This window comes from Clostridium folliculivorans, from assembly GCF_024341905.1.
Classification (GTDB): Bacteria; Bacillota; Clostridia; order Clostridiales; family Clostridiaceae; genus Clostridium_AR; species Clostridium_AR folliculivorans.
Map to the genome: position 1 here is coordinate 187,518 of NZ_BQXY01000004.1, position 16,446 is coordinate 203,963.

Annotated in this window: 14 protein-coding genes; 12 read left to right on the top strand and 2 right to left on the bottom strand. The window is 30.5% G+C overall.

What is annotated here, in order from left to right:
• The first annotated feature begins 125 nt into the window (after nt 1-125).
• Both OCU55_RS13875 and OCU55_RS13880 read left to right on the top strand, forming a co-directional pair.
• Nucleotides 126-1,475 carry a 6-phospho-beta-glucosidase gene (locus OCU55_RS13875; RefSeq protein ID WP_261852908.1) on the top strand — a complete coding sequence of 450 codons (1,350 nt, stop codon included), beginning with the start codon at nt 126-128 and terminating at the stop codon, nt 1,473-1,475.
• Between the two features lie 365 nt (nt 1,476-1,840).
• Nucleotides 1,841-2,950 carry an FtsW/RodA/SpoVE family cell cycle protein gene (locus OCU55_RS13880; RefSeq protein WP_261852909.1) on the top strand — a complete coding sequence of 370 codons (1,110 nt, stop codon included), beginning with the start codon at nt 1,841-1,843 and terminating at the stop codon, nt 2,948-2,950.
• 239 nt (nt 2,951-3,189) lie between these two features.
• On the opposite strand, the gene OCU55_RS13885 is transcribed toward OCU55_RS13880, so the two are convergent.
• Complete coding sequence (locus OCU55_RS13885; RefSeq protein WP_261852910.1) at nt 3,190-3,768, bottom strand: HDIG domain-containing metalloprotein; 579 nt, start codon at nt 3,766-3,768, stop codon at nt 3,190-3,192.
• 220 nt (nt 3,769-3,988) lie between these two features.
• On the opposite strand from OCU55_RS13885, the gene OCU55_RS13890 reads away from it, so the two are divergent.
• The 10 genes from OCU55_RS13890 (at nt 3,989) to OCU55_RS13935 (ending at nt 14,900) form a co-directional block, all read left to right on the top strand.
• Nucleotides 3,989-5,173, top strand: coding sequence for an MFS transporter (locus tag OCU55_RS13890; protein WP_261852911.1), 1,185 nt, complete (start codon nt 3,989-3,991; stop codon nt 5,171-5,173).
• 28 nt (nt 5,174-5,201) lie between these two features.
• Nucleotides 5,202-6,221, top strand: a complete 1,020-nt coding sequence (locus OCU55_RS13895; RefSeq protein WP_261852912.1) for a homoserine dehydrogenase — start codon at nt 5,202-5,204, stop codon at nt 6,219-6,221.
• A gap of 95 nt (nt 6,222-6,316) precedes the next feature.
• The gene (locus OCU55_RS13900) at nt 6,317-7,057 is read left to right on the top strand and encodes a MurR/RpiR family transcriptional regulator (protein WP_261852913.1); all 741 of its coding nucleotides are present in this window, start codon (nt 6,317-6,319) and stop codon (nt 7,055-7,057) included.
• 279 nt (nt 7,058-7,336) lie between these two features.
• Entirely contained in the window at nt 7,337-7,576 is a 240-nt protein-coding gene (locus OCU55_RS13905; RefSeq protein WP_183279426.1) for a hypothetical protein, read from the top strand.
• Nucleotides 7,577-7,938: 362 nt separating this feature from the next.
• Nucleotides 7,939-8,241 (top strand): PTS sugar transporter subunit IIB, encoded by a 303-nt coding sequence (locus OCU55_RS13910; protein ID WP_261852914.1) that lies wholly within the window; start codon nt 7,939-7,941, stop codon nt 8,239-8,241.
• A gap of 474 nt (nt 8,242-8,715) precedes the next feature.
• Nucleotides 8,716-10,755, top strand: a complete 2,040-nt coding sequence (locus OCU55_RS13915; RefSeq protein ID WP_261852915.1) for a methyl-accepting chemotaxis protein — start codon at nt 8,716-8,718, stop codon at nt 10,753-10,755.
• Between the two features lie 203 nt (nt 10,756-10,958).
• A complete protein-coding gene (locus OCU55_RS13920) occupies nt 10,959-12,548 on the top strand; it encodes a bifunctional glycosyltransferase family 2 protein/class I SAM-dependent methyltransferase (RefSeq protein ID WP_261852916.1) in 1,590 nt (529 codons plus the stop codon).
• Nucleotides 12,545-13,228, top strand: a complete 684-nt coding sequence (locus OCU55_RS13925) for a glycosyltransferase family protein (protein WP_261852917.1) — start codon at nt 12,545-12,547, stop codon at nt 13,226-13,228. Before OCU55_RS13920 ends, OCU55_RS13925 begins: the two co-directional genes overlap by 4 nt.
• Before the next feature lie 17 nt (nt 13,229-13,245).
• Nucleotides 13,246-13,875 (top strand): PIG-L deacetylase family protein, encoded by a 630-nt coding sequence (locus OCU55_RS13930; protein ID WP_261852918.1) that lies wholly within the window; start codon nt 13,246-13,248, stop codon nt 13,873-13,875.
• Between the two features lie 50 nt (nt 13,876-13,925).
• On the top strand, nt 13,926-14,900 hold the full coding sequence (locus tag OCU55_RS13935) for an NAD-dependent epimerase/dehydratase family protein (protein WP_261852919.1): 975 nt from the start codon (nt 13,926-13,928) through the stop codon (nt 14,898-14,900).
• A gap of 189 nt (nt 14,901-15,089) precedes the next feature.
• Here the strand turns inward: OCU55_RS13935 and OCU55_RS13940 are convergent, their stop codons facing one another.
• The gene (locus OCU55_RS13940) at nt 15,090-16,445 is read right to left on the bottom strand and encodes a glycosyltransferase (RefSeq protein WP_261852920.1); all 1,356 of its coding nucleotides are present in this window, start codon (nt 16,443-16,445) and stop codon (nt 15,090-15,092) included.
• Between the last annotated feature and the right edge of the window lies 1 nt (nt 16,446).

The following is a 16,446-nucleotide window of genomic DNA, read 5'->3' on the forward strand; positions in this document are numbered from 1 at the left end:
AAAATAAGTAGGTTGATTTATAATATTAGTAAGTAATAAAATTAATATAAATCGTATTATTATATAAATAGAGATTAAACATTACATAAATGAATACGATTACTTATATTTTAGGAGGATGTAAAATGGATAAGAGAGGTTTGAAGATAGTTACCATAGGGGGAGGGTCAAGCTATACACCAGAATTGGTTGAAGGTTTGATTAAAAGATATAATGAACTTCCTGTTACAGAATACTGGTTGGTGGACATTGAAGAAGGAAAAGAAAAATTAGAGATAGTAGGTAACTTAGCTAAAAGAATGGTAGAAAAAGCAGGAGTTCCAATGGGAATTCATATGACCTTAGATAGAAAAGAAGCTTTAAAGGATGCTGATTTTGTTACAACTCAGCTTCGTGTAGGCTTACTTCCAGCTCGTGCTAAGGATGAAAGAATTCCTTTGAGCCATGGATTTTTGGGACAAGAAACTAATGGAGCAGGTGGATTATTTAAAGCATTAAGAACAGTTCCGGTTATACTTGATATTGCCAAGGAAATGAAAGAGCTCTGTCCAAATGCATGGCTTATAAACTTTACAAATCCTGCTGGAATAGTTACGGAAGCATTATTAAGGTATGGAGAACATAAAAAAGTTATAGGAGTATGTAATGTGCCTATAGGACTTGAGTTCTCAATAGCAGCATTGCTTGGAGTGGAACACTCAAGAATAAGAGTAGATTTTGCTGGTCTTAATCATATGGTATACGGTGAAAGAGTTTATTTAGATGGTAAGGATATAACTAATGAAGTAATGGAAAAGCTACTTGATCCAAACAATGAAAGTCCAACTATGGCAAATATAAAAGCTATGCAATGGGAAACTGAGTTTATTAGAGCTTTGAAACTTATACCTTGTCCATACCACAGGTATTACTATAAAAGAGGCGATATGCTTAAGGAAGAATTAGAAAGTTATTCTAAAGGACAAACTCGTGCTGAAGTCGTAATGCAAGTTGAGAGGGAATTGTTTGAATTATATAAGGATGTTAATTTAGCTGTAAAACCTGAACAATTATCAAAGCGTGGAGGAGCTCATTACTCAGATGTCGCATGTAATGTAATAAATGCAATATACAATGATAAGAATACAGTAATAGCTGTGAACACAAGAAATGGCAATACCTTGAGTAATTTTGATATGAATTCTGCAGTGGAAGTAAGCTGCTATGTTGGAAAAGAAGGACCAAACCCTGTAGAGACTGTAACAGATCTTCCAATTGCGGTACAGGGGCTTACTGCACAAATTAAAGCCTTTGAAAGATTAGCAGCAGAAGCTGCATATACTGGAAATTATGATACGGCTTTATTGGCAATGGTTACTAATCCTTTGGTCAGTGATGATTTAAAAGGTAGACAATTATTAGATGAGATGTTAGTTGCTCATAAAAATCATTTACCTCAATTTAAAGAAGTTATAGATAAATTAGAGAATAAATAAAATAATATAGTTAAACATAAAAGTGCTCAAGCTATTTGCATGAGCACTTTTATGTTTATCTATGTTGAAATTAAGGTGTCTCTACATCCGATACTTTAATGAGCTTCGCAAAGAATTAATATGATTTTCTACGATTTCATAGCTAAAACTGTATAACTCGCTACGCTTGGACAATACAGTTTTTTTACGCTATTACATCTACAAAAATCATTTAATTCTAATAGCTCGCTCATATAGCATCTCCTGTAGCGACATCTTAATTTCAATACTAATATTAAATATATAAATGATATGTGTTAATACTATTATTTCCTTAAAAGGTATATAATATATATTAAGGTGTTTTGTGAGAGGTGATATAGAGTATGATAAAGAGCTTATTTTTAGATAGGAAAACACTAAAAGAACTGGATTTTGGTATTATAATTACTGTCATATTAATTGTTTTATTTGGAGCATATAATATTGCGACTTGTAGTGGTAAAGGAAGTCAACAGGTAAAGTGGCTTATATTATCTTTAGCAATATCCTACATAGTATTGTTAATTGATTATGTAGATTTAAAGATATATGTGAAGATATTTTATTGGTTGTGTATGATACTGCTTTTATATACACTTTATTTTGGAAGAACAATAAATGGCGCAACTGGATGGGTTTATGTTGGTTTTTATATACAGCCAGCGGAGATAGCTAAAATTGCATTGATTATGATGCTTGGTGTAAAGCTCGAAGATATGGAGTTTAAGGTTAATAATATAAGAAATCTTATAATACTAGGTATATATTGTGCCATACCTATGGTGCTTATAATTAAGCAGCCAGATATGGGAATGACTATGGTACTTTTTTTCATAGTACTCGGAATAGCTTTCGCCGCAAATCTTAATCTTAAAGTTTTAGGAGCAGGAATTTTAATCGTAATTATTTCTGTAGTAGGTATATGGAACTCAGGACATTTTATTAAGGACTACCAAAAAGGAAGAATAATTGCCTTTTTAGATCCAGAATCTTATGCATTAGGGGATGGGTACCAATTACTTCAAGCAATGACTGGAGTTGGTTCAGGTGGATTCTTTGGAAAGAAGTTCACTGTTGAAAACCAAGCCAATGCTAATTACGTGGCAAGTAATGTACCAGAACCTCAAACAGATTTCATATTTGCAGTTACTACAGAAAACTTTGGGACTTTAGGAGCAATTGTGCTGCTCAGTCTTTATGGATTTTTAATATATAGAATTATAGCAATAGCTAAAAAAGCGAAAGACGGATTTGGAATGATTTTTTCAGTAGGCATGGCTACTTATTTTACCTTCGCTATTTTACAAAATGCAGGAATGGCTATAGGAATCATGCCTATAACTGGCATAACTCTGCCACTGACAAGTTATGGAGGCAGTTCACTTCTTACTACTGTTGTATCAATCGCCTTAGTCTTAAACATCGGAATGAGAAGAAAGAAGATAGTTTTTTAAGTGTGTGTGTTCATAGAAATAAATAATCCACTTTCGTTAATATTTAATAGAGTCAGAAATTAAGTTCTGTAGAGTAGAACTTAAGGATATATAATTGAAAGGGAAATATATTATATAGACATTTAGGATGTGTCTGTACAATATATTTCCCTTTTAACTTTTAGAAAAGCGAAAAAGTTTTGAGCTAATATATTAGATATATCGATAAAATTACTAGCTACGATTCATAATAGTTATATCTAAACTACACCTCTTAAACCTATATCATCTGCAGCTTTTTGCATACCTTTTATTGTTTCTTCTATAATTTCATCTATTTCTACGCCTAGTTTTTCTGCACCTTTCGTTATGACTTCTCTATTAACGCCTGCTGCAAAACCTTTTTGTTTCCATTTCTTTTTTACTGACTTAACTTCCAAATCTAGAACACTCTTACTTGGTCTAAGCAAGCAGGTTGCAGTAATAAGTCCTGTAAGTTCATCAGTAGTATAAAGAACTTTCTCCATAGTTTCTATAGGCTCTATATCATTAACTAGACCGTAACCATGGCTTTGAATAGCTCTGATATAAGCTTCAGGCCAGTTTCTTTCTTCAAGTATTTCTCTTGCTTTAAAGCAGTGTTCTTCTGGATACATCTCGTAATCCAAATCATGAAGTAATCCAATAATGCCCCACTTCTCAGAATCTTCGTTATAAAGTTCTGAAAAATGTCGCATTACAGCTTCTACTGATAAGGCGTGTGTTAAAAGGCTTTCAGTTTTATTAAATTCTTTTAGAAGAGTTAAGGCTTCTTCTCTGGTTGGAGTTTTTTCAGACAATTGTAAATCACCCTTTCTTAGTTGCTATAAGTAAGTAAATATCGTTAAATATTTTTAATTTATATAAAATATTAGTAATAATATAAGTATTTGTCAAGTTTTTCAAAAAGATTTTATGAATGTGATAAAGGAGAATGTAGATAATAAAGATGAGTTGTTGACTCTAAGCTTTAAATGTTACTGCAACTTATATAGTTTTAGTATGGCAGAGGAGGGCAAAATGTGTAGAGAGGCGAAATTACTATTAGTAGTTAGTACAATTTTTACGTTAGGTATGGGGTTATCAGGAATATTTGCCAACATATTTTTTTGGAGAGAAACTGGAGATTTTATTGTAATAGCAATATATAATTTAATGCATTATGTATTTACACCTGTTTCTTTCATGATTGCGGGATATATAGCTAAAAAGAAAAATGGAATATGGGCCTTAAGAGTAGGATTGTTATTATATGCTGTGTTCTATGTATTGATATTATTAATAGGAAAAAATGGAGTTGGAGCTATATACTTTTTAGGTGTTATATATGGATTTGCTTGTGGGTTCTATTGGCTAGCTTTCAATACTTTGAGTTTTGACTTTACATGTCCTACTAACAGAGATACTTTTAATGGTTATAATGGTAGTTGCTGTGGATTTGCCAGTATAGTCGCTCCTATAACTTCAGCATACATAATAAGTAGATTTCAGGGCATAAAAGGATACACTATAGTATTTGCTATAACCTTAGCTTTGTTTATAATATTGATGCTTATAAGTCTCACCTTAAAGTGTAAGAACTGCGGCAGTAAACTAAACTTAAGAGTTGCCTTTTCTAAAAATAATAATGATTGGGGCATGATTCGAAAAGCTACTATGTGTTGGGGCTTTAGAGATGTTATTATAGTATTTATAGTGAATTTACTAATCTTTCAAAATACAGGCAGCGAATTATCACTTGGTAAGCTATCGCTAGTAGGTGCATTTATTTCATCCTTGTCTTATATGTTGGTGCAAAGGATAATAAAACCTAAAAGGCGAAGAATAGCGATATTTATTGGAGGTATGTCGGCATTAATAGGTGCATTGCTACTTTCGTTTAGAATAAGTTATATGATATTACTCATTTATACAGTGATGGATTCGTTCTTTATGCCATTTTTTATGATTCAATTATCATCTACTACGTTTAATGTAATAGATAAATCTCATGAAGGAGACTTAAGAGTAGAATATATGATAAATAAGGATATAGTACTTAACTTAGGAAGAATAATTAGTACTATAGTTCTGGTAGTTTTACTTTCTATGTTTAAGCATTATAATATTTTAAATATATATTTAATTATAATAGGTACTACACCATTGATATCAGGATATTTTTTATCTAAATTAAAAAGTATTTTAGATGGGAAAATAGAATAAGATTCATTTAAATTTTGGGGGGATTTTTTTGAAAAAATCTATAGTAATATGTGGGTATGGTAATGTATCAGTAGAACTTTGCAAAATTATATCAAATAATAAAAACCTTATCATTAATAAATATAATTTAGACTTACAAGTAATATCAATAATTGCAGCGGAAGGTCAGATTTTTGAAGAAAAAGGTATAGATTTAAGTTTGTTGATAAAGTGTGGTAAAGGGTCTTCTGCTCTCAAAGAATATGCTAAAGTTAAAGGCTTAAATTTGAATAATAAAGTGATTCCTAAAGGTGATATACTTGTTGAAGCAACTCCAACGAACTTAAACAGCGGTGAACCTGGATTAAGTTATTCTTTAGAGGCCCTGAATCTGGGGATGGATTTAGTTTTTGCATCTAAAGGAGCGCTAGTAACTAATTACACGCAAATTTTAGATAAGGTTAAAGAAAAAGGAGCTAAATTAAATTATAGCGGAGCTACAGCAGCGGCTCTTCCAACTTTAGATATAGGAGAAAATTGCTTGAGTGGATCAAAGTTAAAATCAATTAAGGGAATATTAAATGGAACTACGAATTATATACTAACTGAAATGACGTTAAATAAAATATCCTTTGAAGAGGCTTTGGAAAAAGCTCAAAGTATGGGGATAGCAGAGAGAAATCCTACATTAGATATAAGTGGATTTGATAGTGGTTGTAAACTTGTACTAATAGTAAATAAAGTACTGAACAAGAAGTATACTATTAATGATGTAACTATAACTGGAATTGATAAAATAACAAATGATGATATTAGAATTGCATATGAAAATGGACAAACGATAAAACTAATAGCAGAAGCGAGTATCTCAGGTGAGGAAGTATACATGAAAGTTTCACCAGTAAAAGTGATAAATACAAAAATGATGGCATCAGTTAATGGTACAAATAAGTGTATAGTTTATGATACAGATGAAATGGGTGAAATATTTTGTGCAGGAGGGGCGTCTGATCCTATTGGTGCTGGAGCCGCTGTCCTTAAAGATATAATAAACATGTATAAACAGTAATATTTCTGTTTTACAAAATTATATGTTCATATCTGTAAATTAACCTTTGAAATTACATAAGTAAAGAGGTACTATTTAATTAAGGAGTGGTTGATGTGTTTAGTGCTGAAAATATTGCGAATTTAAATGAACTAGAATTAGATTTATATAAGTATGTAATTGAAAATATGAATAAAGTAATGTATATGAGAATAAGAGAATTAGCACAAGAAACTCATGTTTCCACAACTACTATACTTAGGTTCTGTAGAAATATGGGTTGCGAGGGATTCTCTGATTTTAAAGTTAAATTGAAGATGCATGCAAAAGAAAATAATAGTAAGATTCTTGATAATAGTATCAACGCTATAGAAGAGTTTATGGAAAGATCTTTAAATGGAGACCTAGATGAAAGTATATTGAAGGCTGCGCAACTTATAGCTGATTATAATAATGTAATCTTTATAGGAATTGGGAACTCAGGCTTTATAGCAGGATATGGAGCAAGATATATGTCAAGCCTAGGAAAGTTTGCTATGCATATAGATGATCCTTATTTTCCACTTATTGGTGAAATGGTTAGCAATAGTGTAACTATAGCACTCTCAGTTTCTGGTGAAACTGATTCATCTTTAAGACTTGTAAATCTATTAAAATCTAAAGGAAGTAAGATTATTTCAATAACAAACAGAAAAAGTTCAACTTTGTCAAAGCTTTCTGATATAAATATATCATATTACATAAGCACAGAAAACTTTTTAGATAATGCTTTAGAATATAGAGACGTTACTTCTCAAGTACCTACTGTATATATAATTGAGGCGTTAGCTAGAGAAGTCAATAGATTGCTGCTTTAAATAACAAGATGTTTTTTATATGTACCATTTTACAATCTGAGTTATATATAACTATATCTCCTTAAACCTTTACATAAGGATTGAGAAATTATATAATGATTTTATAGAGTGTTTTTAATATTCTAATTTGTATATTTGATTCTAAAACTTAGAATTAAATAATATTATATACAAGGTTTATACAAAATACATATATAAAATGTATATAGTACAAGCTGTATATTATCTTTACAAGACTAGTTAGGTTTATTTTATAAATATATCTTAGGAGGAATGTAGATGAATACTTATGTAGCAGAACTAAATTGTGCACAGTTAAAGCAGTTGGTGGAGTTTTTTGATAATTATCAAGATGATAATATAAAATGCACCATTAAAGAAAATGTAAGCAAAATTAAGGCAACAATGGATGTAGAAACAAGTCTTCCAAAAGATAAGTTGGAATCGTATTTAAAAACAACATTTAAAAATAAGTCAAAGTTTGGAATGGCATTGTATTTCGCGATATATGTAAAATAATGAACTTAAGAGGATGTATAATAGCATCCTTTTATTTTTTACTGTATTGTAATTATAAAATCTTAATGCTAGTTAACAGAATTGTTTTTAAGTATTTAAGATGAGTTTTAGGGGATACATAAAAAAAACAAAACTTATTTGTCTGCAAGCTTCTTTATATGTATTTGGAAAGGTAGATATGCAAAAAAATCATTGAAGAAAACTACTTCAGAGACTTTTTTGTGTAACAACATGTTTTTTAAAGTTATAATTTTACAAAACAATATACTTGTTACATAAAGTTATAAAACATTTACATTAGGAAATTTACAACTATATAATTGACTTATACGATTTTGTTTCGTTCTATTAGGGGGGATTTTATGAAGAGAATACTAATTGTTTGTGCAGCGGGGATGTCTACAAGTTTATTGGTTAACAAAATGATGAGTGCTGCAAACGATAAAAATATAGATATAGAGATATTCGCTTTACCTATCTCAAAGTGCGCTAATGTAGGTAGTACAGTAGACGCAGTTCTTCTTGGTCCTCAAGTTAAGTTTTTAAAGGGACAAGTTGATAAAATAATAAAAGGTAGAGTTCCAGTTGTGGTAATTGATATGAAGGACTACAGTATGATGGATGGTAAGGTAGTTCTAGATAAAACTTTAGCTCTATTAAAATAGACTGCTTAAAAAGTAAAATATTCGTCTGCAAAGTTTTTCTCGTTTATATTCAGAAAGACGGATAATAAAAAGATTTTATATAACAAATGGTTAGAAAAGTTAGCATGAGTTTATATTTATGCTAGCTTTTTTTTCGTGAACAGAGGGATAAATGGTTTCTAATAATAATTATTAGATATTTTTCCAATTTTAATGAAAATTTTTTTTATATTAAATAATTAATTAAATTAATTGTTTCCAGTAGTTAAAAATGTTATTATAGTGTCGATAAATATATGTAAATGTTGATATAAGTCTAAATGTATAATTTTTGTAGTGATATCTTTAATTGTTGAGTATAGATATTTGTGGAATTTTGTAACCTGAATGTAAAATAGCGCTTAGATAATAGGGGTAATTTTTAAAGTAAATAGCTAGCTTATACTTAGATTTATATCAATATAAATACAGCTATATTTTTAAGGGGGAAAAAGAATGGAAAAGGATCAACAACAAAAGAAAAAAGTAAATGATGAGAAAAGGTTTAAGTTTAGGAGTATAAGGGTCAAGCTTATACTTATGATGATTTTCATATGTCAAATTCCTTTAATCACTTATGGAGTAGCGGCATATAAAAAATCTTATGACATAATTTTAAACAAGTTTAAGGTGACAACAAATCAAGAAGTTGGTCTAGTAAATCAGTCATTAGATAACTATTTTAATGGAATCGTTTCAAGTACAATTATGCTTTCCAATGATTATAACTTAACAAATTTAAGCACACATCCAGAAAGTGAAGAGTATGCAAAAGATGTAATAAAGCAGGTAAAAGTAAGTAATGGAGATATTGAACAAATACTTTTTTCTACTACTGATAAAAAATTAATCTCTTATCCTGAAACAAACTTCGCATCTGATTATGATCCGACTGCAAGAGGTTGGTATAAAGATGCTATGGAGAATAAGGGGAAGGTTGCATTTTCAGAACCTTATAAATCTTTAGGAACAGGCAATAATATAATATCTGTTTCTAAAGCTGTAGTTAAAGACGGTACTGAAGTTGGAGTAGTTACTATAAATATAAATTTAAGTACATTAGCCGATAATATGTCAAAGGTAACCTTAGGTAATGAGGGCTATGTATATGTAAGTGACAAAAATGGTATCATGATAGCTCACCCTGACAAGACACTTTTAGGAAAAGATGATACAACTAAGCAGACATATTGGAATGAAGTAAAGAACTCTAAGAGTGGAATAGCTGAATACATATATACAAAAACAGGTGAAACAAAATTTGCAAGTTACATAACTAACGATACTACTGGTTGGAAGATAATGGCCTCAATGAAGAAAAGTGAAATAAATACTGACACAAAGGTACTAACTAATCTTCTTTATGTATTTTTAGTTGGTGCGTTAATAATAAATGTGATAGTAGCGTTTTTATTTAGTGAAACTATTAATAAAAATATTAAGAAGTTAAGGTTTGCATTAAACGGAGCTGCAAAAGGTGATTTAACTAATTCTTTAGTTATTAATTCTAAAGATGAGTTTGAAGACTTAGCAGAGAGCTATAATGAAATGGCTAAGGGCATAAGTGCGCTCGTTGCAAACGTGAAAAATTCAACTGACACTATAAATAAAACATCTATAGATCTTTCGACTATTAGTGAGCAGACAACAAATGCTATAGAAGATATAGCTAAAACTATAGATCAAGTTGCTAGCGGAAGTACTCAGCAAGCAAGAGATGTTGAGACAGGAGTATCTGAGCTTGATGCTTTGGTTAAGAAACTTCAAAGTATATATGAACAAACAACTAATATGACTAAAGTATCAACTGATACAGATAATATGACTAAAACCGGATTAGTAGTTATGGATGCACTTTCAGATAAGTCTATAGATACAAGTAAAGCATCAGATAAGATAGAGTTAGCAGTTAAGGACATGAGAGATTCATCTTTAAATATCCAAGAAATAACGAAGACTATAAATAGTATTGCAGAACAAACAAATCTTCTAGCATTAAATGCAGCAATTGAAGCTGCAAGAGCTGGAGAAGCAGGAAGAGGGTTCTCTATAGTAGCTGATGAAATTAGAACTCTTGCAGAACAGTCTACTCAATCAACGAAAGATATACAGGTTCTTATAGAGCAAGTTAATGAAAAATCAATGATTGCAGTAAAATCTGTTACTGAAGCTAAAACTACAATAGAGGAACAAGGTAATGCGGTAAAAGAAACCAAGGAAACCTTTAATGAAATATCTAGAGCTATTGATAAGTTAGCAATGATGATTGTCACTGTTCAGCAATCAATAAATGGTATTAATAAAGACAAGGATTCCATAATGGATAAAATGCAGAATATGTCTGCTATATCAGAAGAAACTGCTGCAAGCACAGAGCAAGTTTCAGCGGCTACTCAGCAAGTATCTGCAAGCATGGATTCGTTTAATGAAAAAGCAACTAACTTAAAGGAATTATCTAATGGGTTAGAAGATGATGTAAATAAATTTAAGATCTAATTAAATAAATATGAAGGAGAAGCTTGGTATTGCGATAATTAATTGCAGTACTGAGCTTCTTTGTTTACTTAATAGAAAAGTATAAAGTTTTAAGCTTAAGATTGGTTTAAGTTAGAATTAATCACTTCAAAGGAATTTTTATTAGCAACTTCGCTAAGTAGACATATTATATTATTGACTATTTTATAAGGGATTGATGAAACTTGAATAGAAATATAGAGACACATAAGACTAGTATAATTATACTTACTTACAACAATATAGAATATACGAAAAAATGTATAGATAGTATAAGAAAATATACAGAACATCTGGATTATGAAATTATAGTTATAGATAATAATTCTTCTGATGAGACAAAAGAGTGGTTAAAAAGATGTATTGATATCAGATGCATATTTAATGAATACAATATAGGGTTTCCTAAGGGATGCAATCAAGGAATAAACATCGCAACAGGAGATAGTATCTTGTTATTAAATAATGATGTTATTGTTACTCCAAAATGGTTAAACAATTTGTCTTTAGCCTTATGGAGTAATGACAGTGTAGGGGCTGTTGGCGCAGTAACTAATAGCTGCTCTTATTATCAGACTATCCCTACTTCATATAATAATTACGATGAGCTTGTTGAATTTGCAGATAAATATAATGATTCGGATGAAAAGAAATGGGAACAGAGGATTAAGCTAATTGGCTTTTGTATGCTGATAAAAAAGTCGGTTATTAACGAAGTTGGATTACTGGATGAAAGATTTACACCAGGTAATTATGAGGATGATGATTATTCATATAGGATAATAAAAGCTGGGTATAAACTTTTGCTATGTAAAGATACCTTTGTTCATCATTATGGAAGTGTTTCGTTTAAGAGAGATCCAGGTAAAACAAATAATATAATGTATGAAAACTATAGAAAGTTTATAGAAAAGTGGGGATTTGATCCCAGCAGCATGACTCTTATAAGATTTGAGATTTTAAATAAGATTATTAATATAGATAATAAACCAATGAATATACTAGATATTGGCTGTGGATGCGGAGCAACTTGTTTGAAAATACGAGATGAATATGAGAATACGAGGCTCTTTGGAATAGAAAAAAACATTGAAGCTGCGGAGATTGCTAAAAGTTTCATGAACGTGAAGGTAGGAGATGTAGAAAATATTAAGTTTGGATATGAGGAAAGCTTTTTTGATTACATTATAATAAGTGAACTTCTTCAATATCTTTATTATCCAGAAAGGCTTTTGAGTATTATTAAGAAGTATCTTAAACCCCTTGGACATTTAATATTGATAGTTCCTAATGCTATGTATTTTCCAAAGATAAAACAATTAATTAATGGTAATTGGAGATATGATGATGGATGCTTAGGTAGTGAAGATGTAAGTTTCTTTACTTTCAATGATTTATATAAGCTTCTTGCCGATTGTAAGTATTATAACATCAAGGCAGAAGGTATACTTCAAGAAACTAATAAAGAAGATGAGGAGTTCATAGAGAATCTATTATCGATATCAAAACCAGATATGAAAATCCAGTATTTATCTTCTAGATATATAGTTGTAGCAGACAACAATGAGAATGGGATGGATCAAAGGTTAGCATTTATACTTAGGAGAATAGAATATGATGTTGATATTGAGAATAGTGTAGGAAAAATTGCTGAATTATTTCTTTCTAAAAAACTTTCAATGGAAGATATAGATAGAGCTATTGAGAAACATATAATTTTAAAAGATAAATTAAGAAGTATTATGAAAGATATATATTTGGAGGAAAAAAGATGAATGATAAAAAAATTGCCTTTATAACCTCTGTTAATAATGAAGAATTATATGAAGAATCAAAGTTTTATGTGGAACATCTAATAACCCCAGAGGATATTGAAGTGGAATTTATTAAAATTAAAAATTTCAACTCAATTACAAGTGCCTATAATGAAGGGATTAGAAGGTCAGATGCAAAGTATAAGGTTTTCATGCATCAAGATGTGTTCATAGTGAACAAAAACTTTATACATGATATCTTACAGATATTTAACCTAAATAAAAATATAGGTATGATTGGGGTGGTTGGATGTAGGACGATTCCAGCTAACGGAGTATGGTGGGAGGCAAATGACTGCTTAGGTAAAGTTGCAGACAGTCATATTGGAAGTATGGAGGTCATCAATTTTAATGAAGTGAAGGATATATATGAAGAAGTGGCAGCTATAGATGGGCTAATTATGATAACACAGTATGATATACCTTGGAGAGAAGATATATTTCAAGGATGGCATTTTTATGATATATCTCACAGTATTGAATTCAAGAGGAATGGCTATAAGGTTGTAGTTCCAAAACAGCTGTCAATCTGGTGCATACATGATTGTGGAAGAATAGAATTAAGTTTTAGTTATGAAGATAGCAGAAAAAGGTTGCTTGATGAGTATGCAAAAGAAATAAATGCTATAAAAGTTACTTAGGTTATTTGGGAGGAGATATGTTTAAGCGGGTTTTAATATTAGCACCTCATACTGATGATGGTGAATTGGGCTGCGGTGGAACTATAGCCAAGTTTATAGAAGAAGGTTCTGAAATATACTATGCAGCATTCTCTGTATGTGAACTTTCAGTAAGAAAAGGGCTTCCTACTAATATATTAGAGATTGAAGTAAAAAAGGCTACTAAAACCTTAGGTATAAAACCTGAAAATCTATATTTATATTCATATAAGGTTAGGACTTTTTCTGATAACAGGCAGTCAATATTAGATGATTTAATAAAGTTAAGAGAATTACTAAAACCAGATTTGATTTTACTGCCGTCATCAAAAGATATACATCAAGACCATCAGACAATCACAAATGAAGGCATAAGGGCTTTTAAGATGTTCACTATACTAGGTTATGAAATGATATGGAATAATCTTTCTTTTAATACTCAAGCCTTTTTTGTTCTAGAAGAAAGGCATATATTAAGAAAAATAGAAGCTCTAAGATGCTATGAATCACAGAATCATAGGGATTATATTAAAGAAGATTTTATTAGAAGCATGGCTACTGCTAGGGGTGTGCAGATAGGAGAAAAATTTGCAGAGGGTTTTGAAGTTATAAGATGGATAAATAAATGATAATTCTATTGGCTTATGTACAGTTAGAATATTTTAAATGGAGGGTAAAGATGAATTTAGATACCCAAAATAAGAGGATAATGTTAACAGGTGGAGCAGGATTCATAGGTTCAAAGCTAAGTGAGGTTTTAGCTAAAGAGAATAAGTTGCTAATTTATGATAATCTCAGAAGAAACTCAATAAAAGATACAGATTTATTAAATGAGAACTCAATTACTTTAATGGAAGGAGATATATTAGACTTAGAATTTTTAAAAAAAGTAGTTAAAGATTTTTCTCCAGATATAGTTGTGCATTTGGCTGCAATTGCTGGAGTAGATACAGTTATTAGTAATCCAGTGGAAACAATGAAGGTTAATATGTTAGGAACCTATAATGTTTTAGAAGCAATAAAGAATTATGCAGGAAATATAAGTAGATTTATAGATTTTTCTACTAGTGAAGTCTTTGGTAGCCATGCCTATAGGGTGGATGAGGAGTGTAATGCAAAAATAGGACCTGCTGGAGAAGCTAGATGGACCTATTCTGCGAGTAAGTTAGCAGGTGAGCACCTTACTCATAGTTATTACAAGCAATATGGGCTAAAGACTGTAACAGTAAGACCTTTCAATATATATGGGCCAGGGCAAGTTGGAGAAGGAGCGATTCACAAGTTTATACTTAAGGCTATTAAGAATGAGGAAATACAGATTCATGGTGATGGAGATCAAATAAGATCGTGGTGTTATATTGATGACTTCATTGAAGGGATAAGATTATGTTTAAACTGTGATGCTGCAATAGGTAATTCTTTAAATATAGGAAATCCTAAAGCTACCATAACAATAGAAATGCTAGCTAAGCTGATAAAACAAATAGCAAGCTCTAATTCTAATATTATATATATACCAAAAGCATATGCAGATGTGGAATTAAGGGTTCCTAGTATTGATAAAGCAAAAAGACTTCTAGGATTCAATCCTAAAATCGACTTGATTAGCGGATTAAAGAGGACTATTGAATGGTATAGAAGTTTAGAAGATTAAATAAATAAAAAGCTTATAAGATAATAATAACTTTATATTGCATTTTTATAAGGTTCCTAGCTCGACTATTAATTTATACATGCCTGAAAATACCCAGAAGCACAGATTTTCTAACGAATATAAATTAAGTTTAGACATAGGAACCCTTTAATATATATTTAACCTCAATCAATAAAATGAAATAGAAGTTTATAAATTTTTGTATACATGGTATAGATCAGAACAAATTAGATTCATATCATGATACTTTTCGACGTATGATCTACCTTTAATTCTTAAATCTTCTGATCTATCTCTATTGCGAAGGAAATTCTCTATAGTTTCTTTTATATTATCTGGATTTGCAGATATGACAGGTAAATCCTTTGGATACTTTTCTTTCATAAAATCACTTATATAGCATATAACAGGTTTACCCATGGCCATAGCTTCTATACAAAAGAGACCGTAACTTCCAGTTAGAATCTGATCTATTATTAAATCAGCTTTTGCATATATTTTAACAGCTTCTTCATGAGATACACCTTGTACTAACTTAAAATCAAAATCATAGTATTGTTTTAGTTGTTCAACTGCTCTCAGTATATAGGGGGTTCCTTTAAATTCAGGAGAGGTAGGTGCGTGAACGATTAAAGGTTTATCATTTTTGGTTGGTTCAACAACCTTGTATTCAGACAGATCAATAGCAGGCATAATATAATGAATGTTTGTATGGAAGTCTTTTACGTATTCTGCTAATTCATAATCTACTAAGCAGTCTGATACATAGTAGGAGATAAATTCCAGGTGTCTTTTAATCTGTTCTTCATCCATGTTCTTTACCTTTACATATCTATTTAATTTTACTGCTTTAGAGTACATTCTCACATCAGATCCCCAGTACTGCATTACAACTTTCTTTCCCAATTCTTTTAATAATGGAAGGTCGCTATGATCTAAAGTCAAACTTGTTCCAAAAAAAAGATGAAATACATTGTTTTCAGATATAAGTTCAGAGGCTAATTTTTTAGTTTCTAGATCAGCGATATCAAAATCTTCGATTGAAGATAAATTTAATGTGTAGTCATTTTTGTAACCCAAATAGCCAGGATAATAATTTATAGATTTGGCATTAAGGCCTAATTTTTTTAAGCCTTTTACAGAAGTATGCATCTGGTTAGCTATCTCCATAGAGCCAAAGAGTATATTAAGATTATTAAAGTCATTTTTTAGACTGATTTTAAAATCTATGGATGGGTTAAATAGTTTTGATTTGCAGAAATATTTTAAGGCTTCTGTGGATTTGTGCTGCTTATTTAAAAGATTTCCTATAGAAAAGTTTAATAGAGCATTCTTTTGATCAATATCTAATCCCTTATTAAATATAAGACTGGCATTTTGGTCTTGATCTTTAAGCATTAATAAATAACCATATAAATAATAACCATCTGGATCGTTAGGTGATGCCTTTACATATGCTTCTGCAAGTTCATAAGCCTTGTCTATATTATTTTGCTTCATATATGACTCTATAGTTTGTTTTGAGTTCATTGCTTCATTATTCATT